Annotated in this window: 19 protein-coding genes; 6 read left to right on the top strand and 13 right to left on the bottom strand. The window is 65.1% G+C overall.

Annotated features, from left to right (window positions below):
• Positions 1 to 46 precede the first annotated feature (46 nt).
• On the top strand, positions 47 to 2,293 hold the full coding sequence (gene katG, locus VZ068_RS07190) for a catalase/peroxidase HPI (RefSeq protein WP_349657279.1): 2,247 nt from the start codon (positions 47 to 49) through the stop codon (positions 2,291 to 2,293).
• Between the two features lie 534 nt (positions 2,294 to 2,827).
• On the opposite strand, the gene VZ068_RS07185 is transcribed toward katG, so the two are convergent.
• Positions 2,828 to 3,235 (bottom strand): RNA-binding S4 domain-containing protein, encoded by a 408-nt coding sequence (locus tag VZ068_RS07185; RefSeq protein WP_349657278.1) that lies wholly within the window; start codon positions 3,233 to 3,235, stop codon positions 2,828 to 2,830.
• A 439-nt stretch (positions 3,236 to 3,674) separates the two neighbouring features.
• Between VZ068_RS07185 and VZ068_RS07180 the strand changes: the two genes are divergently transcribed.
• Positions 3,675 to 5,150, top strand: a complete 1,476-nt coding sequence (locus VZ068_RS07180; protein ID WP_349657277.1) for an MATE family efflux transporter — start codon at positions 3,675 to 3,677, stop codon at positions 5,148 to 5,150.
• A gap of 444 nt (positions 5,151 to 5,594) precedes the next feature.
• Here VZ068_RS07180 and rplS read toward each other — a convergent pair whose 3' ends face one another.
• From rplS to ffh, 8 genes are all read right to left on the bottom strand, one after another.
• Positions 5,595 to 6,002 (bottom strand): 50S ribosomal protein L19, encoded by a 408-nt coding sequence (rplS, locus tag VZ068_RS07175; protein WP_005989873.1) that lies wholly within the window; start codon positions 6,000 to 6,002, stop codon positions 5,595 to 5,597.
• 144 nt (positions 6,003 to 6,146) lie between these two features.
• The gene (gene trmD, locus VZ068_RS07170; protein ID WP_349657276.1) at positions 6,147 to 6,920 is read right to left on the bottom strand and encodes a tRNA (guanosine(37)-N1)-methyltransferase TrmD; all 774 of its coding nucleotides are present in this window, start codon (positions 6,918 to 6,920) and stop codon (positions 6,147 to 6,149) included.
• Between the two features lie 65 nt (positions 6,921 to 6,985).
• The gene (gene rimM / locus VZ068_RS07165; protein ID WP_349657275.1) at positions 6,986 to 7,498 is read right to left on the bottom strand and encodes a ribosome maturation factor RimM; all 513 of its coding nucleotides are present in this window, start codon (positions 7,496 to 7,498) and stop codon (positions 6,986 to 6,988) included.
• A 43-nt stretch (positions 7,499 to 7,541) separates the two neighbouring features.
• Positions 7,542 to 7,802, bottom strand: a complete 261-nt coding sequence (gene rpsP, locus VZ068_RS07160) for a 30S ribosomal protein S16 (protein ID WP_011036396.1) — start codon at positions 7,800 to 7,802, stop codon at positions 7,542 to 7,544.
• 110 nt (positions 7,803 to 7,912) lie between these two features.
• Positions 7,913 to 8,710 carry an aminotransferase class IV family protein gene (locus VZ068_RS07155; protein WP_349657274.1) on the bottom strand — a complete coding sequence of 266 codons (798 nt, stop codon included), beginning with the start codon at positions 8,708 to 8,710 and terminating at the stop codon, positions 7,913 to 7,915.
• Positions 8,701 to 9,777 carry a nitronate monooxygenase gene (locus VZ068_RS07150; RefSeq protein ID WP_349657273.1) on the bottom strand — a complete coding sequence of 359 codons (1,077 nt, stop codon included), beginning with the start codon at positions 9,775 to 9,777 and terminating at the stop codon, positions 8,701 to 8,703. Before VZ068_RS07150 ends, VZ068_RS07155 begins: the two co-directional genes overlap by 10 nt.
• A 235-nt stretch (positions 9,778 to 10,012) precedes the next feature.
• Positions 10,013 to 10,936, bottom strand: coding sequence for a hypothetical protein (locus VZ068_RS07145; protein WP_349657272.1), 924 nt, complete (start codon positions 10,934 to 10,936; stop codon positions 10,013 to 10,015).
• A gap of 102 nt (positions 10,937 to 11,038) precedes the next feature.
• On the bottom strand, positions 11,039 to 12,415 hold the full coding sequence (gene ffh / locus VZ068_RS07140) for a signal recognition particle protein (RefSeq protein WP_349657271.1): 1,377 nt from the start codon (positions 12,413 to 12,415) through the stop codon (positions 11,039 to 11,041).
• 315 nt (positions 12,416 to 12,730) lie between these two features.
• On the opposite strand from ffh, the gene ccsA reads away from it, so the two are divergent.
• Positions 12,731 to 13,522: a cytochrome c biogenesis protein CcsA gene (ccsA, locus tag VZ068_RS07135; protein ID WP_349657270.1), complete on the top strand. Its 792-nt coding sequence runs from the start codon at positions 12,731 to 12,733 to the stop codon at positions 13,520 to 13,522.
• Between the two features lie 369 nt (positions 13,523 to 13,891).
• On the opposite strand, the gene VZ068_RS07130 is transcribed toward ccsA, so the two are convergent.
• Complete coding sequence (locus VZ068_RS07130) at positions 13,892 to 14,941, bottom strand: aldose epimerase family protein (protein WP_349657269.1); 1,050 nt, start codon at positions 14,939 to 14,941, stop codon at positions 13,892 to 13,894.
• Between the two features lie 241 nt (positions 14,942 to 15,182).
• Between VZ068_RS07130 and VZ068_RS07125 the strand changes: the two genes are divergently transcribed.
• A complete protein-coding gene (locus VZ068_RS07125; protein WP_349657268.1) occupies positions 15,183 to 16,766 on the top strand; it encodes an alpha-L-arabinofuranosidase C-terminal domain-containing protein in 1,584 nt (527 codons plus the stop codon).
• A 165-nt stretch (positions 16,767 to 16,931) separates the two neighbouring features.
• Here VZ068_RS07125 and VZ068_RS07120 read toward each other — a convergent pair whose 3' ends face one another.
• Positions 16,932 to 17,897 (bottom strand): LysR family transcriptional regulator, encoded by a 966-nt coding sequence (locus VZ068_RS07120; protein WP_349657267.1) that lies wholly within the window; start codon positions 17,895 to 17,897, stop codon positions 16,932 to 16,934.
• 134 nt (positions 17,898 to 18,031) lie between these two features.
• On the opposite strand from VZ068_RS07120, the gene VZ068_RS07115 reads away from it, so the two are divergent.
• Together VZ068_RS07115 and VZ068_RS07110 are read left to right on the top strand one after the other, a co-directional pair.
• Complete coding sequence (locus VZ068_RS07115) at positions 18,032 to 18,307, top strand: DUF2798 domain-containing protein (protein WP_259166057.1); 276 nt, start codon at positions 18,032 to 18,034, stop codon at positions 18,305 to 18,307.
• Between the two features lie 356 nt (positions 18,308 to 18,663).
• Positions 18,664 to 20,013 carry a glycoside hydrolase family 16 protein gene (locus tag VZ068_RS07110; RefSeq protein WP_349657266.1) on the top strand — a complete coding sequence of 450 codons (1,350 nt, stop codon included), beginning with the start codon at positions 18,664 to 18,666 and terminating at the stop codon, positions 20,011 to 20,013.
• Positions 20,014 to 20,045: 32 nt separating this feature from the next.
• On the opposite strand, the gene VZ068_RS07105 is transcribed toward VZ068_RS07110, so the two are convergent.
• The gene (locus VZ068_RS07105; RefSeq protein WP_259153273.1) at positions 20,046 to 20,414 is read right to left on the bottom strand and encodes a response regulator; all 369 of its coding nucleotides are present in this window, start codon (positions 20,412 to 20,414) and stop codon (positions 20,046 to 20,048) included.
• Positions 20,407 to 21,570 (bottom strand): PAS domain S-box protein, encoded by a 1,164-nt coding sequence (locus VZ068_RS07100; RefSeq protein WP_349657265.1) that lies wholly within the window; start codon positions 21,568 to 21,570, stop codon positions 20,407 to 20,409. Before VZ068_RS07100 ends, VZ068_RS07105 begins: the two co-directional genes overlap by 8 nt.
• Positions 21,571 to 21,580: the final 10 nt, after the last annotated feature.

Genomic DNA, 21,580 nt, shown 5'->3' with positions numbered 1-21,580 from the left:
GTTTCGGCACACAGCTCCCCAAGTGCTCACGCACACAGGTATTGCCATGACAACCGAAGCAAAGTGCCCGTTCAACCACGCCGTCGTCGGCACCGGAACCACCAACCGCGATTGGTGGCCCACGCAGTTGCGCGTGGACCTGCTCAGCCAGCATTCGAGCAAGTCCAACCCGCTGGGCCAGACTTTCAGCTATGCCGAGGCGTTCAAGCGCATCGACCTGACCGCGCTCAAGCAGGAGCTGCGTGCGCTGATGACCGACTCGCAGGACTGGTGGCCGGCCGACTTCGGCCATTACGGGCCGCTGTTCGTGCGCATGGCCTGGCATAGCGCCGGCACCTATCGCATCGGCGACGGGCGCGGCGGCGGCGGTCGCGGCCAGCAGCGCTTCGCACCGCTCAACAGCTGGCCGGACAACGTCAGCCTGGACAAGGCGCGCCGGCTGCTGTGGCCAATCAAGCAGAAGTACGGCCAGGCGATCTCCTGGGCCGACCTGATGATCCTCACCGGCAACGTCGCGCTGGAAAGCATGGGCTTTACGACCTTCGGCTTTGCCGGCGGCCGCGAAGACACCTGGGAGCCGGATCAGGACCTCTACTGGGGCCGCGAAACCAAGTGGCTGGGCGGCGACGACCGCTACGCGCGCGGCTCGCCGGGCGTGGACGAAGCGCACGGCGTCCTGGTGAAGGACGACGACAGCGAAGTGCCGCACACGCGCGACCTGGAGAACCCATTGGCCGCCGTGCAGATGGGCCTGATCTACGTCAATCCGGAAGGCCCGGACGGCAAGCCCGACCCGATCGCCGCCGCTCGCGACATCCGCGATACCTTCGCGCGCATGGCCATGAACGACGAAGAGACCGTGGCGCTGATCGCCGGCGGCCACACCTTCGGCAAGACCCACGGCGCCGGCCCGGCCGACAACGTCGGCGCCGAGCCCGAAGCCGGCGAGCTGGAAAGCCAGGGCCTGGGCTGGCACAACCGCTACGGCAGCGGCAAGGGCGCCGACACCATCACCAGCGGCCTGGAAGTCACCTGGACCACCACCCCGGCGCAGTGGAGCAACGACTTCTTCGACCATCTGTTCAAGTTCGAGTGGGAGCTGAGCAAGAGCCCGGCCGGTGCGCACCAGTGGGTGGCCAAGAATGCCGACGCCATCATCCCCGATGCGCACGATGCATCGAAGAAGCATCGCCCGACCATGCTCACCACCGATCTGGCACTGCGTTTCGACCCCGCTTACGAGGCCATCTCGCGTCGCTTCCACGAACACCCCGACCAGTTCGCAGATGCCTTCGCCCGCGCCTGGTTCAAGCTCACCCATCGCGACATGGGCCCGCGCTCGCGTTACCTGGGTACTGAAGCACCGAGCGAAGAATTGCTGTGGCAGGACCCGGTGCCGGCTGTCGACCATGCCCTGGTCGATGCGCAGGACGCTGCCGCCCTCAAGCAGACCATTCTCGATGCGGGCCTGAGCGTGGCGCAGCTGGTCTCTACCGCGTGGGCGTCGGCGTCGACCTTTCGCGGCTCGGACAAGCGTGGCGGCGCCAACGGCGCACGCATCCGCCTGGCACCGCAGAAGGACTGGCAGGCCAATCAGCCCGAACAACTGGCCAAGGTGCTCGGCACGCTGGAACGCATCCAGGCCGACTTCAACGCGGCGCAATCGGGCGGCAAGAAGATCTCGCTGGCCGACCTGATCGTGCTGGCCGGCAACGCCGCGGTGGAACATGCAGCGCACGCCGCAGGCCACAGCGTCACCGTACCGTTCGCACCCGGCCGCACCGATGCCTCGCAAGAGCAGACCGATGTCGAATCGTTCGCCGTGCTTGAACCGGTGGCCGACGGCTTCCGCAACTTCGCCAAGCGTCGCTACGCCGTGCCTGCCGAAGCATTGCTGATCGACAAGGCGCAGCTGCTGACCCTGACCGCACCCGAGCTCACCGTGCTGGTCGGCGGCCTGCGCGTGCTCGGCGCCAATGTCGGCGACTCCAGCCATGGCGTATTCACCGCCCGCCCCGGCGTGCTGAGCAACGACTTCTTCGCCAACCTGCTCGACATGCGTACCGAGTGGAAGGCCACCTCCGAATCGAAGGAGGTCTACGAAGGCCGCGACCGCAGCACCGGTGCAGCCAAGTGGACCGGCACGCGCGTGGATCTGGTGTTCGGTTCCAACTCGATCCTGCGTGCGGTGGCCGAGGTCTATGCCAGCGCCGATGCACAGGAAAAGTTCGTGCACGACTTCGTCGCTGCCTGGACCAAGGTGATGCAGCTGGATCGTTTCGATCTGGCGTGAGTGGCAAGGCGCACGCCATCGTGCGTGCGCCCGCAGCGGTGTTGAACCACACGCAAGAGGCTGACTCGGCGCACTGAAGACGTCGATAGAGCGGCTGTTCTGCGGCTTGGCTGCAAGGCCCTTGCCCGCCCACCATCGCAGGACACGCCGCAAGTACGTCCTTGTAGGCTCTTACGCGGCATCCATGCCGCGTAAGGTCCCGCGACGGTGAGCGGGCAAGGACCCGTCGAGATAGTCGGTGTGCATGGTTAAGAGCAGAGCATGATGCGCTGGTCGGATTACTGTGCGGCTTGCACCACCTACCTGGCGCCAAACGTGGCCAACACCGCCACCACGCGACCGCCGGCCAGGTCTTATGAGTCGTTCCCAAGCTTCTGATCGATGGTTCTGCACCGGCTGCATCGCGCACCGCAACAGAAAACGGCGCTTCCCACCTCAATGGAAAAGCGCCGTTCTTTCTTGATCTACCAGCGTGGCGAAGACCCAGGCGTTTCTTTTTCCGCCATCCAATTCGCAGCGGACAACCACGCAGTGCTACAAGGCGTCGATATCGCCCAGCGCGTTGATCAGCCGGCGTGCGCGCTTGTCCGGCTTGCCCTCGGGTGCGCGATAGCCGGTGCGTTCGGCAGCGCGCTGCAGCCGCCATTGCGCACGCGCCTCGCGTGAGGCATCGCTTTCCACGTACAGCGTCTGCGCGACCGGTGCCGGGCCGCGTACATCGCTTAGCGCGGCGATGGTGATCTCGAAGATTTCGCCACCGCGGTCGATGCGCAATTGCTCGCCGCTACGCAGCGTGCGCGACGGCTTGGGCCGCTGCCCGGCCACATCCACCTTGCCGGTCTCCACTGCCGCCTTGGCCAGGCTGCGCGTCTTGAAAAAGCGCGCCGCCCACAACCACACATCCAGCCTGACCGTTGTACCCTGTTCCAGCTCCGGATTCATGCGCCTTGCTGTCTCGCTCTGTCTGGTAGCCGATATTTGGGCAGCTATTTGGGAACTCAAGCTGGACCGTCAACCCCGCGATGGTGATCGATTGCCAGGTCGATGGTCGTCGCGCTCCGATCCGCCCTGCGGGCACCTTCCCACGCAGGCAGGGGAAGGGACCGGCTGTCCATGCGCAACCCCAATCCAGTAAGCGCTCGCGAGCTCCAACCCGTCTTCCGCCTGCGGGAGAAGGTGGCGCGCAGCGTCCGATGAGGGACACGCCCCTGCGCTACAGTGCATCCCCAACAGCAAGCGCAACATCTCTGCGAAGGCAGTCACCGCTGGTGTCGAACGTAGAGCGTGTCCCAACGAAATCTGCAGCGCAAACCGCATGGCATGCATCGGATCTCACACAGCGATGCTAGTGTGCGCAGCTTCTGCGCGACGATGCCAAGCGATGCCAAAATCCGCTGTCCTGACCGAAGGCCCGATCGGCAAGAACCTGCTGTTGTTCGCGCTGCCGATCATGGCCGGCAACGTCGCCCAGTCGCTCAACGGCTCGGTCAACGCAATCTGGATCGGCCGCTATCTTGGCGAGGAAGCCCTGACCGCTGCGGCCAACGCCAACAGCATCATGTTCTTCCTGATCGGCTCGGTGTTCGGCATCGGCATGGCCTCCACCATCCTGATCGGCCAGGCCATGGGTGCGCGCGACATCGCGCAGGCACGCAAGGTGATGGGCACCAGCGCGAGTTTCTTCGGCGGGCTGTCGGCGGTGATTGCCGTGCTCGGCTGGTATCTGGCGCCCCACCTGCTCACCGCCATGGGCACGCCGGCCGCCTCGCAGGCGCTGGCCGAAGCGTATCTGCGGGTGATCTTCCTGGCGATGCCAACGCTGTATCTGTTCGCCTTCCTGTCGGCGGCATTGCGTGGCACCGGCGATGCGCGTACGCCGTTTCGATTTCTCCTGTTATCGGTGCTGCTGGATATCGTGTTGAACCCCTTGCTGTTGTTCGGCATCGGCCCATTTCCCGCGCTGGGCATCGCCGGTGCGGCCTGGGCCACGCTGATCGCCCAGGTGGTCGCGCTGGCCGGCCTGCTGATCTATCTGCGCAAGAAACGCAACGTGCTTTGGCTGGGGCGGCGCGACCTGCACCTGTTCCGGATCGATCCTGCCATCCTGCGCGCGCTCATCGTCAAGGGCGTGCCGATGGGCCTGCAGATGGTGATGATCTCGCTGGCGATGATTGCGATGCTGTCGCTGGTCAACGGCTTCGGCACCGACACCGCCGCCGCATTCGGCGCCGGGCTGCAGCTGTGGAATTACGTGCAGATGCCGGCAATGGCCGTCGGCGCTGCCTGTTCGTCGATGGCCGCCCAGAATGTGGGGGCCGGCCTGTGGTCGCGCGTGGATGCCGTCGCGCGCACCGGCATCGCCGCCAACTTCCTGATGACCGGCCTGCTCATTGCGCTGTTGATCGGGTTCGATCGCTGGACCCTGGCGCTGTTTCTGCCCGAAGGCAGCGCCACGCTGGAGATCGCGCGCCACCTCAACCACATCGCGATCTGGTCGTTCCTGTTGTTCGGGGTCAGCTTTGTGGTCTCGGGCGTGGTGCGCTCCACCGGCGCGGTGATCCCGCCGCTGCTGATCCTGGCGTTCTCGCTGTGGGGCGTGCGCGTGCCGCTGGCCAACGCTTTGCTGCCGCATCTGGGGGCTGATGCGGTGTGGTGGAGCTTCCCGATCAGCTCCACCTGCTCGATGCTGCTGTCGCTGGCATATTACCGCTGGGGCGGCTGGCGCAAGGCACGCATGCTGACGACACCGACGCATCCGTCAGCCTTGGCTGCCGCTGCCGAAGTGCCCGCGCACCCCGCTTCCCCCGTCGCCGACCCGGCTCCGATCACCAACCCGGCAGAGCCTCGGCAGCGGTGAGCCCGGCCCTCGCCACGCGACGGATACCGCGGTCGATCCCGATCAAGACACGAACCACCTGTCCTTGAAAGAACGCAACAGCCTGGAATGGGCCCTTTCAGGACCGGCTAGCTGTTGAAGCGCAAAACGCCACGTCGGCCGACTTCACGATTGACAGCAGGCAGCTGCGATCAGCGATCTTTTTGCGCGCCATGGCGCCAGAGGAACCGGCCCGGTCTCCAGGCCGTCCATGTGCCGATGGCTAGCCCATTGCCGTGCAACGGCCAGTCCTAGCGAAAGAAGTGCGTCGCCCTGAGATGGCGATCGACGAAAGGGCCTGCGACGAAACCGCTCCCACGGCCCGCGCAACCTCCCCAACGCACCCGCCACTGCGTTCCCAAACGCAGACGGCCGCCCGAAGGCGGCCGTCTGGCAGTGGCAGATCGACGATCTGCCAGTGTTGGCTTACTCGGCTTTGGCAGCAGCCTGGCGAGCGGCCTTGGCTTGTGCGGCAGCGGCCAGATCTTCCTTGATGCGGGCAGCCTTGCCTTCCAGACCACGCAGGTAGTACAGCTTGCCGGCGCGCACCTTACCGCGGCGCTTCACTTCGACCGAGTCGATGATGGCGCTGTGGGTCTGGAACACGCGCTCGACGCCGAAGCCGTGCGAGATCTTGCGCACGGTGAAAGCGGAGTTCAGGCCGGCATTCTTGGTCCCGATCACGACGCCCTCATAGGCCTGCACGCGCTCGCGGTTGCCTTCCTTCACCTTGACGTTCACCACAACGGTGTCGCCCTGGTTGAATTCCGGCAGCTTGCGCTGAATCTGGGCGGCTTCGAAGTCAGCCAGGATGGTCTTGTTGAGTTTGCTCATGATGGGCACCGCGTGTCTGGTGATATTGGACCGGCAGTCGCCGCACGGCGATTGCTCGAGGTTCGTAAGAGGGCCAGACGCAAGGCTGGCCAGCAAGCCGCATATTGTACCCCAATCAATCTTGCAAGAGCTAGGGGTGAGCTCTTATTTCTCGTCACCGGGTTGATCGTCGCTTGGAGCGAGTTCGCGGCGAAACTCGTCCAGCAGACGACGATCGTTCTTGTCCAACCCGGCCTCGTCCAGCAGATCGGGGCGACGCAACCAGGTCCGGCCCAGCGACTGCTGCCGCCGCCAGCGCGCGATGGCAGCATGATTGCCCGACCGCAGCACGTCCGGCACATCGCCCCAGGCATGGGTCGACGGATGGCTGTAGTGCGGGCAGTCCAGCAAGCCTTGCGGGCCTTCGAAACTGTCCTGGGCGGCAGATTCGGCGTCATTCAACACCCCGTCCTGCAACCGCGTCACCACATCCACCAGCACCGCTGCGCCCAGCTCGCCACCGGACAACACGTAGTCGCCGATGGAGATTTCCATATCCACCGCCTGCGCCAGGAAGCGCTCGTCCACCCCCTCGTAGCGCCCGCACAGCAGCACCATGCGCGGCAACTGCGCCAGCTCGCGCGCGAGCGACTGGGTGAGCGGACGCCCCTGCGGGCTGAGATAGATCACCGGTGCCGGCCGCGGATCGGCGGCTTGCACAGCGTCCAGGCAGGCCCGCAACGGCTCGATCAACATCACCATGCCGGGCCCGCCACCGAACGGACGGTCGTCCACCCGGCGATAATTGCCCTGCGCATGGTCGCGCGGATTCCAGCCCTGCAGCTCCAGCAACCCGCGCTCCTGCGCCCGCCCGACCACGCCGAACGCCGCGCATTGCGCGATGAACTCGGGGAACAGGCTGATGACGTCGATGCGCACTGGGGAATCGGGAATCGGGAGTGGGGAATGGGTAGAGCGAAAGCGAAGCCGGGGCAGCGCTTCGATCAGAAATCCGGATCCCAGTCGACCACGATCAGGTTGGCCTCGAAGTCCACCGACTTGACGAACTCCGGAAACACGAACGGGATCATCCGCTCACGATCGCCGCGCACCACCACCACGTCGTTGGAACCGGTGGAAAACAGATGCGACACCGTGCCGAGCTTGACGCCCTCGACGGTTTCCACCTGCAACTCTTCCAGATCCACCCAGTAGTATTCGTCGGGCTTGGGCGGCGGCAATGCGCTACGGGCGACGTAGATCTCGGTCCCGTGCATGGCCTCGACGGTATCGCGGTCGGTCACGTCCGGGAACACCGCAATCAGGTTCTTGCCCTGGTCGCGCCCACGCACACCGTTCACAACCGTTTCCTGCCCCGATGGCGAACGCACGATCCACGGTTGATACCGGAAGATCGCATTGCGCGGCTCGGTCCAGGATTCGAGCTTGAGCTCGCCCTTGACACCAAAAGCGCCGACAATCCTGCCTAACAGGATGCGGCGCTCGGTCGGCTTCATCTGTGTCGACTCTGGGCCAGGCGGCGATGCCCGGCCCTCAAGATCAGGCCGCAGCGGCCTGGGACTTGGATGCTTCGCGATACAGGTTGCGCACCTTGTCGGTCAGCTGTGCACCCTGGCCGACCCAATGGTCGACGCGTGCAACGTCCAGCACGACGCGCGGTTCTGCGCCCTGTGCAACCGGGTTGTAGTAACCCAGACGCTCGATGTTGCGGCCGTCGCGCGCGCTGCGCACGTCGGTCACGATGATGTGGTAGAACGGACGCTTCTTGGCGCCGCCGCGGGTCAGTCGAATCTTGACCATGGTGTCGTTTTCCTAAGTTGCCCAGTCGCCTGAAGTGGCGCGGTAAGCCGGCGATTATAGCGGGCTCCGGCGGCGAAGCCAAGCCACCCGGCGCCGGCACAGCAGATCGCTCAGATCGCCTGCCAGGCATGGGTCTGCAGGGCCCGCTCCAGCAGCGGCAACTGCGCGGCATGCGGCCCCCAACGCGCCGGCCCCAGCGCCACGATGGCCTGCTGCCCACGCGCATTGCAGGCGAATGCGCCATCGAAACGGTCCAGCTCGCCCAGCTCCACCGGGCGGCTGATCTGGGCGATACCCAGCGCCTTCAGGCCGGACTGCAGCAACTGCTGCCGGGTACCCAGCAGTGCCGGCCCCTGCGGCCAGACCAGCCCGCCGCGTTCCCACAGACCCAGATTCCAGAAGGCGCCCTCCAGTACCCTGCCCTGCCGGTCCTGCAGCACCACATCGTCGTGGTCTGCCTGCATCGCCAGCCGACGCAGATGCAGGAGCCCAAACGTGCCGACATGCTTGAGCTCCGGCCGCTCGCGCACGTAATCGGTCACCTGCACGCGCAGCCCGGTCTCGGGCATGTCGGCCGGCGGCGAAATGGCGACCAGCACATCCAGTGCAACCTCGCGCAAGGGGTTGCGGAAATCGTAGTCGGGCGCGAACACGGTGACGCGCAGGCTGGCATCGGCCATGGCCGATGCCAGCAACGCAGCGCGCATCTGCGCCCGCAGCTGGTCTGCTTCCAGCTCCTGGCCGAACAGCGCGCGGCTGCCTTCCTGCAGGCGCTGCAGATGCAAGTCCAGTCCCAGCGTGGCGCCGTCGCGCACCTGCAACGTGGTGAAGTGGCCGTAGTTAATCAGCGCAGCAGCGCCGAGCTGTTGCGCGCTCGCCGGGACGCCATTGCAGAAGATCAGCGGCATAGCAGTGCCTGCGCCTGCGTCCACCACTGCGCGACCAGTTCGCCGGCCGGTTGCGCTGGCGCCATCCATGCGGATTGGCCCGCCCAGGCCTGCATCGATGCCAGACGGTTGTCGCGCGCCGCTGCCTGGCGCATCGCTGCGGTCAAACCGCGCTGCACTGGATACGGCGCAGGCGGCGGTGCATCCGGTGCAGTGGCGGCGCGCACGTAGGGCGTGAGCAATGCCCGCCCCAGGCGCCCGGAAAACACGCGGGTTGGCTGGGTATGTTCCGGCTCGGCGGCCGCCAGCGCATCCGCCCAGGCGTCGGGCAGTGCCGCTTCGGGCGTGCGCAGCAGGCCGGTGCCGATCTGCACTGCGCTCGCGCCCAGCATCAGCGCCGCCGCGATCCCGCGCGCGTCGGCGATGCCACCGGCGGCGACGATCGGAATCTCCAGATGATCGACAAGCCGCGGCAACAAGGCGAACAACCCGGTCATCTGCTGCGCGGCCTGGCCCGCAGCGAACGCGCCGCGATGGCCACCGGCTTCAGCACCTTGCGCGACCACTGCGTCGGCACCGGCAGCCTGCGCCGCACGCGCTTCCTCCAGGGTGGTGGCGCAGGCGAACCACGCGATGCCGGCCGCTTTCAGGCGCACAACCTGGTCGGGCCGGAACAGGCCCATGATCGAGGACGCCACCGCCGGGCGGGCGTCGAGCAAGGCCTCGAACTGCGCATCGAAGTCGGCTGGCGTGGCATCGCCTGCGGCTTCGGCCACCGGCGGCCCCCAGTGCGCAAGAAACCCGCGCAGACGCGCCTCTGCCCCTGCGTCGCGGACCGGGGCCGGATCGGGAATCCATAGATTGACCTGCGCAGGCCCGGCGCTCGCTTCAGCGAAGGCGGCCATCCACGCCACGATGTCCTGCGGCTGCGACAGCACCGCACCCATCGCACCCATGCCGCCGGCGTTGGCGACAGCGACCGACAGCGGCACCGGGCAGGCGCCGGCCATGGGGCTGAGCAGGATCGGAGTCTGCAGCCCAAAACGCTCGCAAAAAGCGGCACCGTGACTTGAGTACGAACGATTCATTGCCACTCTAAAACATTACGACCGAATCCCAGTATGCATTGAGGGCTAAACCATGGACACCGTCTGTCGTCACGCCCCGGGCATCCACCCCGATGAATTGGGCATCCACATCACCAAGCAGCGAGACGACGATACGCCCAACAGCCCATGCCTGACACACCAATTAAAAATGACGCATTGAAAGACCAGACAGACTCACAAGGTTAGCCCGCATGTCGCGGGCCAACCATACTGACTAGATGCCGAAGCGAATCGTTCCACGTAACGGCGCAGTCCCACAATACTGCTCAAACTCAGCATGCAACTTGACTACATTACCCTGGGCATCTTTCTCGATAGCACGCACATTCAGCGTGCCACTATTTTCGTTGCATCCTCGCCCATTGCCGGTGAAATCCAAGCCAGCATGAGTACGATCCCCAAAACGATTTGTAGAATAACGGCCAGGCACCAACGCCTTCCCCACTGGCGCGACTATGCTTGCATACCAGTCATCACGCTGGCCTGACGCGTAATATTGAAGGCGCGACGTTGTTCCGCTAAGCACGAAGATGCTGGTGTCGTTGTAATACATCTTCCCGACGCCACCACCAATGTAATCACCAACACTACTCGTAAGCTTTAAAGATAATGGCGGAGCATTGTAGCTGATGACACCAGCGAGCGCCGGCGCCTTGCTGCCATCGCATCGCTGCAAGAACGTCGCCTCTAGCTTATCCACATTCCCAGCGGCGTCGAACGAAATCTGCCTGATCGCGAATTTCCCCCATACCTCATTGCATCCCCGCCCGGTACTGGATGCATCAAGACCAGGCGAACGTCCCGTCTTAAATGCTGACCGCTCTGCGCTCGCATATGTTCCCGGAGCCAGAGCGCCACCGATCGGAGCACTCATCCGTATAAACCAGGATTCGCCCGACGTGGCATCTACAGTAAATGTAAGCCGGTCTTTGGTACCTCGCAGACCGAAGGCCGCGTTGGCGTCCGTCAAAACAGCGGACTTGCCTTGGCCAATAAAATCATTTGCGTTACTGGAATAAGAAAAAATGGATGCCGCATTACAGGTAACCGCTAGCCCGATACCAGCAAGACCGATCGCAAACTTGCAAAAAAATCCCTTAAATACTTGCATGAATCCTCTGATGATTAGGTTGCCCATCCACGAGCAGGCGCGCCCGTCCGCGGGCGCGCAATCCTAGCACCCAAGTGATTTCAATACTCAGCAGGTGATGCGACCAAGCGGTCGCATCAACACACGCACTTACCGGAACGGCATACCGCCGCGGCCACCCATGGCGCCCATCATGCCCTTCATGTTGCGCATCAGGCCTTTCATGCCGCCGCCGGCCAGCTTGCCCATCATCTTTTCCATCTGCTGGTACTGCTTCATCAGCTTGTTGACGTCGGCCGGCAACATGCCCGAACCACGGGCGATGCGGGCGCGGCGCGAGCCGTTGAGCAGGGCCGGGTTGCGGCGCTCCTTCTTGGTCATCGAGTTGATGATCGCGATCATGCGCGGCACTTCTTTGCCGGTGACCTGCTGCTTGACGTTGTCCGGGATCTGGCCCATGCCCGGCAGCTTGTCCATCAGCCCATGGATGCCGCCCATGTTCTGCATCTGCTCGAGCTGTTCCTTCATGTCGTTGAGGTCGAACTTCTTGCCCTTGGCGACCTTAGCGGCGAGCTTGGCGGCCTTTTCCTGGTCGACGCTGTGCTCGACCTGCTCAACCAGCGACAGCACGTCGCCCATGTCCAGGATGCGGCTGGCGACGCGGTCGGGATGGAACACGTCCAGGCCGTCGGTCTTTTCGCCGGTACCGACGAACTTGATCGGCTTGCCGGTGATGTAGCGCACGCTCAGTGCGGCGCCGCCACGGGCGTCACCGTCGGTCTTGGTCAGCACCACGCCGGTCAGCGGCAGCGCCTCGCCGAAGGCCTTGGCGGTGTTGGCCGCGTCCTGGCCGGTCATCGCGTCGACCACGAACAGGGTTTCGGTGGGGTTGACCGCGGCGTGCAGCGCCTTGATCTCCTCCATCATCGCCGCATCGATCGCCAGGCGGCCGGCGGTATCGACCAGCAGCACGTCGGCGAACGACTTGCGCGCATCGCTGATCGCGGCGCGCACGATGTCGACCGGCTTCTGCGAGGCGTCGGACGGGAAGAACAGCACGCCTACCTGCTCGGCCAGGGTCTTGAGCTGCTCGATCGCGGCCGGGCGATAGACGTCGGCCGAGACCACCATGACCTTCTTCTTGCGCTTTTCCTTCAGGTGCTTGGCGAGCTTGCCGACCGTGGTGGTCTTGCCCGCACCCTGCAGGCCGGCCATCAGGATGATCGCCGGCGCCGGCACATTGAGGTTGAGGTCGGTGGCGGCCGCGCCCATCACCGCGGTCAGCTCGTCGCGGACGATCTTGATCAGCGCCTGGCCCGGGGTCAGCGACTTGAGCACTTCCTGGCCGACCGCACGCACCTTGATGCGCTCGATCAGCGCCTGCACCACCGGCAGCGCGACGTCGGCTTCGAGCAAGGCGATGCGCACTTCACGGGTGGCTTCGCGGATGTTCTCCTCGGTCAGGCGGCCGCGGCCGCGCAGGCGCTCCATGGTGCCGGAGAGACGTTGGGTAAGGGACTCGAACATGCAAGGGACCGCGTAAGGGGAAACGGGCACCGATTATAGCGGCACCGGCCAATGCGCCGCCCCGGCCGGCCCGCCGTCCAGCGGCGAAGCCAGCTCGGGCAGCCGCCGCGCCCAAGCGCGGCAATACGCACAGCCAACCATCGACAGCGCCGCGATGCACGGGAACGGCAGCCGCAGGAAAGCAGCCCCCCATCCCAAGCCCCCTTACCCGCTCGTGCCCTGCCCCACCTGCCACCCCAGCTCAAGCTCCGCAGCTCGCAACCTGCTTTTCCCGAATCCCGAATCCCAGCCCCACCAATATGCGAAACTTCCACGATGACAATCGTTCTCATCGCGTTCGCCTCGTATCTGCTGGCCACGGCGCTGCTCACCCAGGCGGTGCTGCGCGATGGCAACCAGGCCCCTGCGCGCTGGCTGGCCCCTGCGCTGGCGGCGGTGGCATTGCACGCCGGATATCACGTCCTGGTGGCGTTCCGCACTGCGGGCGGGCCGGACATGCATTTCTTTGCGGCCCTGTCGCTATGCGGCCTGGGCATGGCCGCGCTGACGGCGGTGTTCGGCGGCCGCGGGCGCATGGCGGCGGTGGGCGTGGTGGTGTTTCCGCTGTCGGCGATTCTGCTGGCCTGCTATCACGCCTACGGCCACGAACCGAGTGCGGACCTGGGCTGGCGCCTGGAGCTGCACGCCTGGATGGCCTTGCTGGCCTATGCCACCCTGGGCATCGCCGCGCTGCTGGCGATCATGCTGTGGCTGCAGGAGCGTGCGCTGCGGCGACGCGATTTCCATACCTGGTTGCGTGCGCTGCCGCCGTTGACCGAGCTGGAAACCTTGCTGTTCCGCACGATCACGGTGGGCTTCGTGCTGCTGAGCCTGACCCTGTTGACCGGGCTGCTGTTCGTGCAGGATTTCCTGGCGCAGCGGCTGTTGCACAAGACCGTGCTCAGCATCCTGTCGTGGATCGTGTTCGGCGCGCTGCTGGTCGGCCGCTGGCGCAACGGCTGGCGCGGCAGCAAGGCGGTGCACTGGACGCTGACCGCGATGGCATTGCTGGTGCTGTCATTCTTCGGCAGCAAGTTCGTGATCGAGCTGGTGCTGGGACCGCGTTGATGGCGGTGGACGTGGAGCTGTTCCGGGCGTCATCGCCGCGGGACGGCATGCCGGAGTGTGTCCGACCCTGGGTCACTGCACGTCGATGTCACTGACGCAACCATCGGGCGTCCTTGCGAATCCGCGGGCGATGCGCTTCAGAGCGCAGGCCCGGAACTGCCCAGCTGCGGCGCGCATGCAATAGCAAGCCAGCCAGACTGATCCGACCGATGCGCAGGCTTTCGTGCAATGCGCGTATACCGCTTTCGCCGCGTCGCTGGCGCCCGGCTGACGCGCGCGCTCCATATGTGCGCATTACCAAACGCAGCAACGCCTGTTTCAGACACGAGCCGCGCAGCGCAGTGGCATCCTATTGCCCGACGCCGAGCCTCAAGCATCCAGCGCCGCACTGACCACATCCCACGGCTGGTCCGGTCCGGGGATGGCGAAGCGATAGACGATACGGCGGCGGTAGGTCTCGCCCGGGCGCAGGATCGTGGATGGGAAGTTGGGGTGATTGGGGGCGTCCGGGTAGTCCTGCGGCTCCAGGCAGACACCGCGCCCCAGTCCGGGGTGATGGGCATCCAGATGCTGCCCCTCGTAGAGCTGCACTGCCGGGGCATCGCTGGTCATGCGCAGCGCTACGCCACTGTGCGGCGAGTACAGCTCGGCCGCGCGGTCCGCGCCGTCCGCCAGCACCAGGCACTGGTCATACCCCTTGCCGAGCACCACTTGCGGATGCGCGGGGTCGATCCGGTCGGCCAGCGCGGCAGGCGTGCGGAAGTCGAAGGGCGTGCCGGTCACCGGGGCGATCTCGCCGGTCGGTATCGACTCGACATCTACCGGCAGATAGCGGTCGGCCGGCACGCGCAACACCTGCGATGCCGCCCGCGTCTGCGGGTTGCCCGACAGGTTGAAGTACGGGTGGTGGGTCAGGTTCAACGGCGTGGCGGCATCGCAATGCGCCTGGAAGTCCAGTTGCAGGCTGCGCTCGTGCAGTGCCAGACGCGCACGCACCTGCAGATTGCCGGGGTAGCCTTCTTCGCCATCGGGCGAGTGGTAACCCAGCAGTACCTGATCGGCGCTCTGCTCCAGCACGCTCCACACGCGTCGGCCGAACCCACGCAGGCCGCCGTGCAGCTGGTTGCGCCCCTCGTTGGCTGCGAGCACGTGCGTCACCCCATCCAGGGTGTAGCGCGCACCGGCGATGCGATTGCCGAAGCGGCCCACCAGGATATTGAGGCTGTCGCCATCGTCCGCGTAGGAAGACAGGTCCGGCAAGGCCAGCAGCAACGGCACCACGCCCTGTGCGGTGGTCAGCCGCAGCGCGTGCAGGATGCCGCCATAGGTCAGCACTTCGGCCTCCAGCCCGGCATCGCTGCGCAGGGTAAGCGCGTGGACCTCGACACCGTCTGGCAACTGCCCGAACACTCGCTGCATGAATCGCCCCGCCACTGATGGAAGCTGGCGAGCATAGCGGTGTCACGCATCTGCCGACCATGCCCTTGCGCACATCTCGGCGGCACACTCCACAACCACCTATCGGTGCGCGCGGCCGTGCCCGCCTGCTTCGCTCGCGCTGCAACACGACAAACGGCGGCAGCACGCACTACGCTACCGCCGCACTGCTACAGCAGCGGCGCGTGACCACCCCGACGACCAACACAGGAGCGCCAAGCCGATGCAGTGGAATTCCCTCACGTTGCGGACAGCCTGCAGGCGGCTGACGCATACCGTCGTTGCGGCGGCCCTGGCGACCGGCGCATGTAGCACTTCTGCCGCCGAGGTCAAGGTGACCGGGACGCTGCGTGCGGACCAACCGGGCGCGCAGGTCTCGCGGCAGCTGTTTGGCCAGTTTGCCGAGCATCTTGGCACCGGCATCTACGGCGGCGTGTGGGTGGGCGAAGACTCCCCGATTGCCAATACGCGCGGATACCGCAACGACGTGCTCGCCGCGCTGAAAGCCATCGCAGTGCCGAACATCCGCTGGCCGGGCGGTTGCTTTGCCGATGAATACCACTGGCGCGATGGCGTGGGTAACCCGGCCAAGCGCCCGATCCGGGTCAACACGCATTGGGGTGGCGTGGAAGAATCGAACCGGTTCGGCACCCACGAGTTCATGGACTTCACCGAGTTGCTCGGCACCCAGGCCTACATCGCCGGCAACGTCGGCAATGCGGCGCCGGACGAGATTGCGCAGTGGACCGAATACATGACCGCGCCCACACGCTCCAGCCTGGCCAGCGAGCGCCGCGCCAACGGCCGCAATATGCCCTGGCAGGTGCCCTACTTCGGCGTGGGCAACGAACTTTGGGGCTGCGGCGGCAACATGCGGGTGGAATACGCGGCCGACGTGTATCGGCGCTACCAGACCTTCGTCAAGGCGCCGGCCAACCAGAAGATCCTCAAGATCGCGCCCGGCCCCAACAACGACGACTACCACTGGACCGAGGTGATGATGCGCGAGGCCGGCACGCTGATGGACGGCCTGAGCCTGCATTACTACACCGTGCCCGGCGGCTGGCCGCCGCGCGCCTCGTCGACCGACTTCGACCAGCGCGCCTGGATCGACACGCTGTCGCGCACGCTGGTGATGGACGAGCTGATCACCAAGCACGGCGCGATCATGGACAAATACGACCCGGGCAAGAAAGTCGCATTGGTGGTCGACGAATGGGGCACCTGGTATGCAGGCCTGCCCGATGCGAACCCGGGCTTTTTGCACCAGCAAAACAGCCTGCGCGATGCGCTGGTGGCCGCACTGAACATCGATATCTTCAGCACGCATGCCGAGCGCGTGCGCATGGCCAACATCGCGCAGATGGTCAATGTGTTACAGGCAATGATCCTCACCGACGGCGACAGGATGGTGCTGACGCCGACCTACCACGTGTTTGCGCTGTACAAGCCCTACCAGGACGCCACACACCTGCCACTGCAGTTGCAGACACCGGAGTACCGCCACGGCAACACGCATGTGCCGGCGGTACATGGATCGGCGGTCAAGGCAAAGGATGGGCATGTGTATGTCGCGCTGACCAACCTGGATGCAAGCGTGCCTGCCTCCGTCCGCGTCGACGTGCAAGGGCTGTCTGCACGCCGTGTCGATGGGCAGATCTTGACCGCGCCGGCGATCACCGCGCACAACACCTTTGCGCAACCACGCGTCGTCGAGCCGAAGGCGTTCAACGGCGCCCGTCTGCAAGCGAAGGTGTTGACGGTGGCGCTGCCGGCGCACTCGGTGGTGATGCTCAAGCTGCAATGAGCGCGCCATCGCAGGCTTGTTGCCCCGGGAGCAGGTAACAAACCAACTGCGCGAACACCACGCAGGCCAGGCCGGTGCTCGACATCATCATGTAACGCGCGCCCCTGGAGTGAGCGCGCCACCCATGCCCGCCTGGCCGTCGCCGGCCCTGTTTGGTTGGCCGACCTAGACGGATTTGGGTGCCGATGTCGGCAGCGCGTCCGGCTCTGCGAGGCGCCACTCCGGCGGCAGGCGTTCGAGTAGATGCGCCATGAAGGCCCGCACCTTCGGAGTGAAGTCGCGGCGGTCGGCCACGCAGAGGTAGATCCGCAGCGGCTCCGGCAAGGCCTGCGTGGTGCTGCCGAGATCGGAGCCAAACAGCGGCTGCAGTTCGCCGCGCTGCAGGTAAGGCTGCACGACATAGGCTGCCAGGCGCGCGATGCCGCCGCCGGCAGCGGCCATGGTGGCCAGCGCGTCGATATCGTCGCTCACCATCGCCTTGCCCGGCTCCGGCTGGAAACGCACGCCATTGCGCACGAAATTCCATGGCAGGCAGCGTCCATCGACCGGGTAACGCAGCAACAGGCAATCGTGATACTTCAAGTCGTCCGCGCCCTGCGGCGTCCCGCAGCGGGCCAGATAATCGGGCGCTGCGCAGATCACCATCGGCACCTGGGCGATGCAACGTGCCACCAGGCCATCTTCGAGTTGCGCCTCGATACGCAGACTGACATCCACGCTTTCCTGCGCATGCTGCACGGCACGGTCGGTGCATAGCAGCTCGATCTCCAGCTGCGGGTAACGCTGCCGCAGCGCAGGCAGCATCGGTGCGAGCACGTGACGCGCGAATGCAGCGGTGCTGGCCACGCGCAATCGCCCGGCCGGCGCATGCTGCGGGCCGGCCACCAGCTGCCGTGCACGCTCCAGGTCTCGCTCCAGCTGCCTCACCTGTTCGAAGTACAGCGCGCCGCGCTCGGTCAGCGCCAGGCTGCGGGTGGTCCGATGCAGCAGGCGCACGCCCAGGTGGTGCTCCAGCCGAGCGATGTTCTGGCTGACCGCAGCGGCACTGACGCCCAGCAACTTGGCCCCACCGGCAATGCTTCCGGCATCGACCGTACTGACAAAACTGCGAATCGACTGAAGAATGTTCATTTATCGAGCGAGTATTCCCTGGCGATTCGTAAGATCTGCTTACGTAAGCCGCAAGGTTACGCCATCTACCCGCCCGGCGACCCGCATCCTAGAGTTGCACCACGCCGCTGGTTCGCGGCAAGCGAGGTCACCGCATGTCGTCATCCCTACCCCCATCCGCACTGGCGCGCCCACGCTGGAAACTCGGCGTACGCGCCACGCCGTTCGTGTTTGCGTTTTACATGGCCGCGATCATGGCGCTGCTGATGTGCATCGTGATTACCGGCGCCAACACAGGCCTGGCGCCAGGGTTCGGGTGGCGCGTACTGGACGCCTACCGCATCGCAATGCCCACTGCGTTCTGCTGCGTGCTGGTGGTACGGCCGCTGGTGGTCCGCCTGGTCGCGTGGACGGTGCATGCGGGGCATTGAGCAGCGCCGGCAATGCTGCTGGCGCCAGATGCATCAGGCCCGGCGGATTGTCTGCGAGCGCGTCGCCCGGATGTGCTGAGCAGGCTCCATGCGTCCTCGACAAGCCCCAGGCTCTGCTGGGTGTACGCAAGCGTACCGATGGAAGGGAGTACCAGCCCCGGGTAGTGCCGATCGCACCAGGCTGCTGCCGCGCAACATGCAGCAGCCGACGTTTGCGACCGGCGTCATACCATTGATGGATTATTTCGGAATGAACACCACGAAACGGAATCAGATCGAACAATTGCTTTGACTCTGAACCAAGCGCTGCGCAGCGTCGCTACTCCACGGACACCGGTCCATCGTTGGAGATACGCATGAGCGTCGTACGCAGCGTCACCATGCAGTTCGCTACTGTGCTGGGCATCGCATTGACACCTTGCGTGCACGCGCAGACCCTGGTGTGGGAAGACAACTTCAACGGGCCATCCATCGACGGCACCAAGTGGACCTACGACGTCGGCAACGGGTGTCAGATCGGCTTGTGCGGCTGGGGCAATGGCGAAATGCAGTACTACACCAGTCGCCCAGACAACGCGCGCGTCGAGAACGGCAGGCTGGTCATCCAAGCGCGCCGCGAAGCGTTCGGCGGCATGCCCTTCACCTCTGCGCGGCTCAAGACCGAAGGCCGCATGCACTTCAGATACGGCACGCTCGAAGCGCGCATCAAGACGCCGATCGTCGGCAACGGGCTATGGCCGGCCTACTGGATGCTGGGCACCATCGGCGTGTGGCCTGGGCGTGGCGAAATCGATCTGATGGAAGCCGGCATGGCCGCGGCGATCGCCAACGGCACCGCCAATCGCCGGATCGGTGCGGCCGTGCATTGGGACTACAACGGCTCGCAAGCCGACTACGACACCAGCTACACCAGCCCGGTGAATCTGCATGACGATTTCCATGTGTATCGCATGACCTGGGACCCGCAGTTCATCCGCGTCTCGATCGACGGGCAGCAGTATTTCGAATTTGCGGTTTCCAATATCGAAGGCGCCTCGTTGCACGAGTTCCATCAGCAGCAGTATCTGCTACTCAATCTGGCAGTGGGTGGCACCTACACCGGGGTGACCTCACCGGCCGCAGTCACCGCGCCGCTACCGGGCAAGATGGAGGTCGACTACATCCGCCTGTACCAAAACCCCGGTTCGCAGCTGTATGTGGGCTTCCAGCACGCCACACCGGCCGGACGCTTTGGCGTGTTCACCGACCAGACCGATACCAGCGCGCGGCTGACCTTCGGCCAGGATGCCGAACTGTATCTCTGGAACAACCTCACCCCGATCGCGCAGGCGCCGTTCGAAGGATCCAATGTCATGGCGTATCGCGCCAATGCGGGGGCATGGTATGGGCTGGGAATCCAGAGCGATTACCGCAATCTGGCCGCCTACGCCGGTGGTGCGCTCAAGCTGCAGCTAAAGACCACCACGGCATCGACATTCAAGATCGGCATCAACACCAGCTTCGGCGATAGCTGGGTGGATTTTGCGGCCGGCGGCAACCAGTACGGCCTGGTGCGCGATGGCGCCTGGCACGAAGTGAGCATTCCACTCAGTGCGTTCTACGACCTGGACCTGCAGGCGGTCAAACAGCCTTTCATGCTGGTGGCCGATCCGCCGGCAGCACCGGTGGAGATCGCCATCGACAAGGTCTATTACCAGAGCCGTTGAGCCGGCAGCGGACGCGCGCCCGCAGCCGGTGCTCAGGCGTTGGCCGGGATGCCCTTCAGCATGTCGATGAGCTGACGCAGGCGATAGGGCTTGGGCAGAAAATCCACCCCTGCCGGCAGCGGCGGCAACTGCGCCTTTGCAAAGCCCGATGCCAGGATGACGCGCGCCTGCGGCAACAATTGCGCCACCTGCTCGCTCAATTCGATTCCCGACATGCCGTTGGGCATGCGGATATCGCTGAACACCACATCGTAGGGGCCGCTGTTGCGCACCATGTGCAAGGCGCCTTGCGCATCGTCGGCGGTGTCGACGGTGATGCCGGCATCGCGCAGCGCCTCGCCGATCAACTCGCGCAGTTCTTCTTGATCTTCCACCATCAACAGGCGCAGGGATTCAGTCATGCTCGGCCTCCTCGATGGCCGGGAGAAACAGGGTGACGGTGGTGCCGCACCCAGGTGCGGTTTCCAGATCGACGAAGCCACCGGATTGGGACGCAAAGCCATACACCTGGCTCAATCCCAGGCCGGAACCCTTGCCGACATCCTTGGTGGTGAAAAACGGCTCGCTGGCGCGCTGCGCCACCTGTACCGACATGCCGGGGCCATTGTCGCGCACGGCGATGCTGACATAACTGCGCTGCGTCCCTTGCGGCGCTGACGGTGCAATACGCTGCTGCGCGGCGGTGATCACGGTGATGGCGCCACCGGCCGGCATCGCGTCGCAGCTATTGAACACCAGATTGAGCAGCGCCGATTCCAGTTGGCTGGAGTCCACGCGCACATCCGGCAGCGCCTCGGCAAAGTCCAGCGACAGCGCGACTCCGGCCGGGCAGGCGCGGCGCAACAGCTCGAGCGTGCGCGTCACCACCGCGTTGGCGGCATGCCGCTCCGGCACCAGGCGCTGCCCACGCGCGAAGGCCAGCAGCTGGCGGGTCAGCAAGGTGCCGCGATCCACCGCGGTCTGCGCCGCTTCCACCAGCATGCGCGTGCGCGCATCGTCGCCGGCGCGCAGCGCGATCAGATCCAGGCTGGTCACCATTACCGTCAGCAGGTTGTTGAAGTCGTGCGCCATGCCCAGCGTCAACCGGCCCAGCGCCTCGACTTTCTGCGAATGCAACAGCGCGTGCTGCGCCTGCTGCAACAGGCGTTGCGCCTCATGACGGTCGGTGACATCGCGGGTGATCTTGGCAAACCCTACCAGCACGCCGAATTCAAGCACCGGCTCGATCACCACGCTGGCCCAGAAGCGGCTGCCGTCCTTGCGTACGCGCCAGCCTTCGGCAGCAAGCCGCCCCTGGCGTTTGGCGATGTCCAGGTTCTGCATCGGCTCGTCGCGCTGCGCATCCTCGGGCAGGTAGAAGCGCGAAAAATGCGAACCAAGCACTTCGGCAGCGGAATAGCCCTTGATACGCTCACCGCCGGGATTCCAGCTACGCACGTAGCCGCCGGTGTCGAGCATATAGATCGCGTAGTCGGAGACGCTTTGCACCAACAGCTGGCACTGCCGGCTGTCGTGCGACAGCGGCCCGATGCTGCCGATGGCCGTTTCCGTCTCCATCGCGCGATGT

It is taken from the genome of Xanthomonas sp. 10-10 (assembly GCF_040182365.1).
GTDB lineage: Bacteria > Pseudomonadota > Gammaproteobacteria > Xanthomonadales > Xanthomonadaceae > Xanthomonas > Xanthomonas arboricola_F.
This window is presented reverse-complemented; position numbering and strand designations above follow the sequence as displayed.

What these genes read in the sequence shown, in the direction of transcription:
- katG (WP_349657279.1), top strand. Translation starts at nt 47, where the DNA reads ATGACAACCGAAGCAAAGTGCCCGTTCAACCACGCCGTCGTCGGCACC.
- VZ068_RS07185 (WP_349657278.1), bottom strand. Translation starts at nt 3,235, where the DNA reads ATGAATCCGGAGCTGGAACAGGGTACAACGGTCAGGCTGGATGTGTGG.
- VZ068_RS07180 (WP_349657277.1), top strand. Translation starts at nt 3,675, where the DNA reads ATGCCAAAATCCGCTGTCCTGACCGAAGGCCCGATCGGCAAGAACCTG.
- rplS (WP_005989873.1), bottom strand. Translation starts at nt 6,002, where the DNA reads ATGAGCAAACTCAACAAGACCATCCTGGCTGACTTCGAAGCCGCCCAG.
- rimM (WP_349657275.1), bottom strand. Translation starts at nt 7,498, where the DNA reads ATGAAGCCGACCGAGCGCCGCATCCTGTTAGGCAGGATTGTCGGCGCT.
- rpsP (WP_011036396.1), bottom strand. Translation starts at nt 7,802, where the DNA reads ATGGTCAAGATTCGACTGACCCGCGGCGGCGCCAAGAAGCGTCCGTTC.
- VZ068_RS07155 (WP_349657274.1), bottom strand. Translation starts at nt 8,710, where the DNA reads ATGCCGCTGATCTTCTGCAATGGCGTCCCGGCGAGCGCGCAACAGCTC.
- VZ068_RS07150 (WP_349657273.1), bottom strand. Translation starts at nt 9,777, where the DNA reads ATGAATCGTTCGTACTCAAGTCACGGTGCCGCTTTTTGCGAGCGTTTT.
- VZ068_RS07145 (WP_349657272.1), bottom strand. Translation starts at nt 10,936, where the DNA reads ATGGGCAACCTAATCATCAGAGGATTCATGCAAGTATTTAAGGGATTT.
- ffh (WP_349657271.1), bottom strand. Translation starts at nt 12,415, where the DNA reads ATGTTCGAGTCCCTTACCCAACGTCTCTCCGGCACCATGGAGCGCCTG.
- ccsA (WP_349657270.1), top strand. Translation starts at nt 12,731, where the DNA reads ATGACAATCGTTCTCATCGCGTTCGCCTCGTATCTGCTGGCCACGGCG.
- VZ068_RS07130 (WP_349657269.1), bottom strand. Translation starts at nt 14,941, where the DNA reads ATGCAGCGAGTGTTCGGGCAGTTGCCAGACGGTGTCGAGGTCCACGCG.
- VZ068_RS07125 (WP_349657268.1), top strand. Translation starts at nt 15,183, where the DNA reads ATGCAGTGGAATTCCCTCACGTTGCGGACAGCCTGCAGGCGGCTGACG.
- VZ068_RS07120 (WP_349657267.1), bottom strand. Translation starts at nt 17,897, where the DNA reads ATGAACATTCTTCAGTCGATTCGCAGTTTTGTCAGTACGGTCGATGCC.
- VZ068_RS07115 (WP_259166057.1), top strand. Translation starts at nt 18,032, where the DNA reads ATGTCGTCATCCCTACCCCCATCCGCACTGGCGCGCCCACGCTGGAAA.
- VZ068_RS07110 (WP_349657266.1), top strand. Translation starts at nt 18,664, where the DNA reads ATGAGCGTCGTACGCAGCGTCACCATGCAGTTCGCTACTGTGCTGGGC.
- VZ068_RS07105 (WP_259153273.1), bottom strand. Translation starts at nt 20,414, where the DNA reads ATGACTGAATCCCTGCGCCTGTTGATGGTGGAAGATCAAGAAGAACTG.
- VZ068_RS07100 (WP_349657265.1), bottom strand. Translation starts at nt 21,570, where the DNA reads ATGGAGACGGAAACGGCCATCGGCAGCATCGGGCCGCTGTCGCACGAC.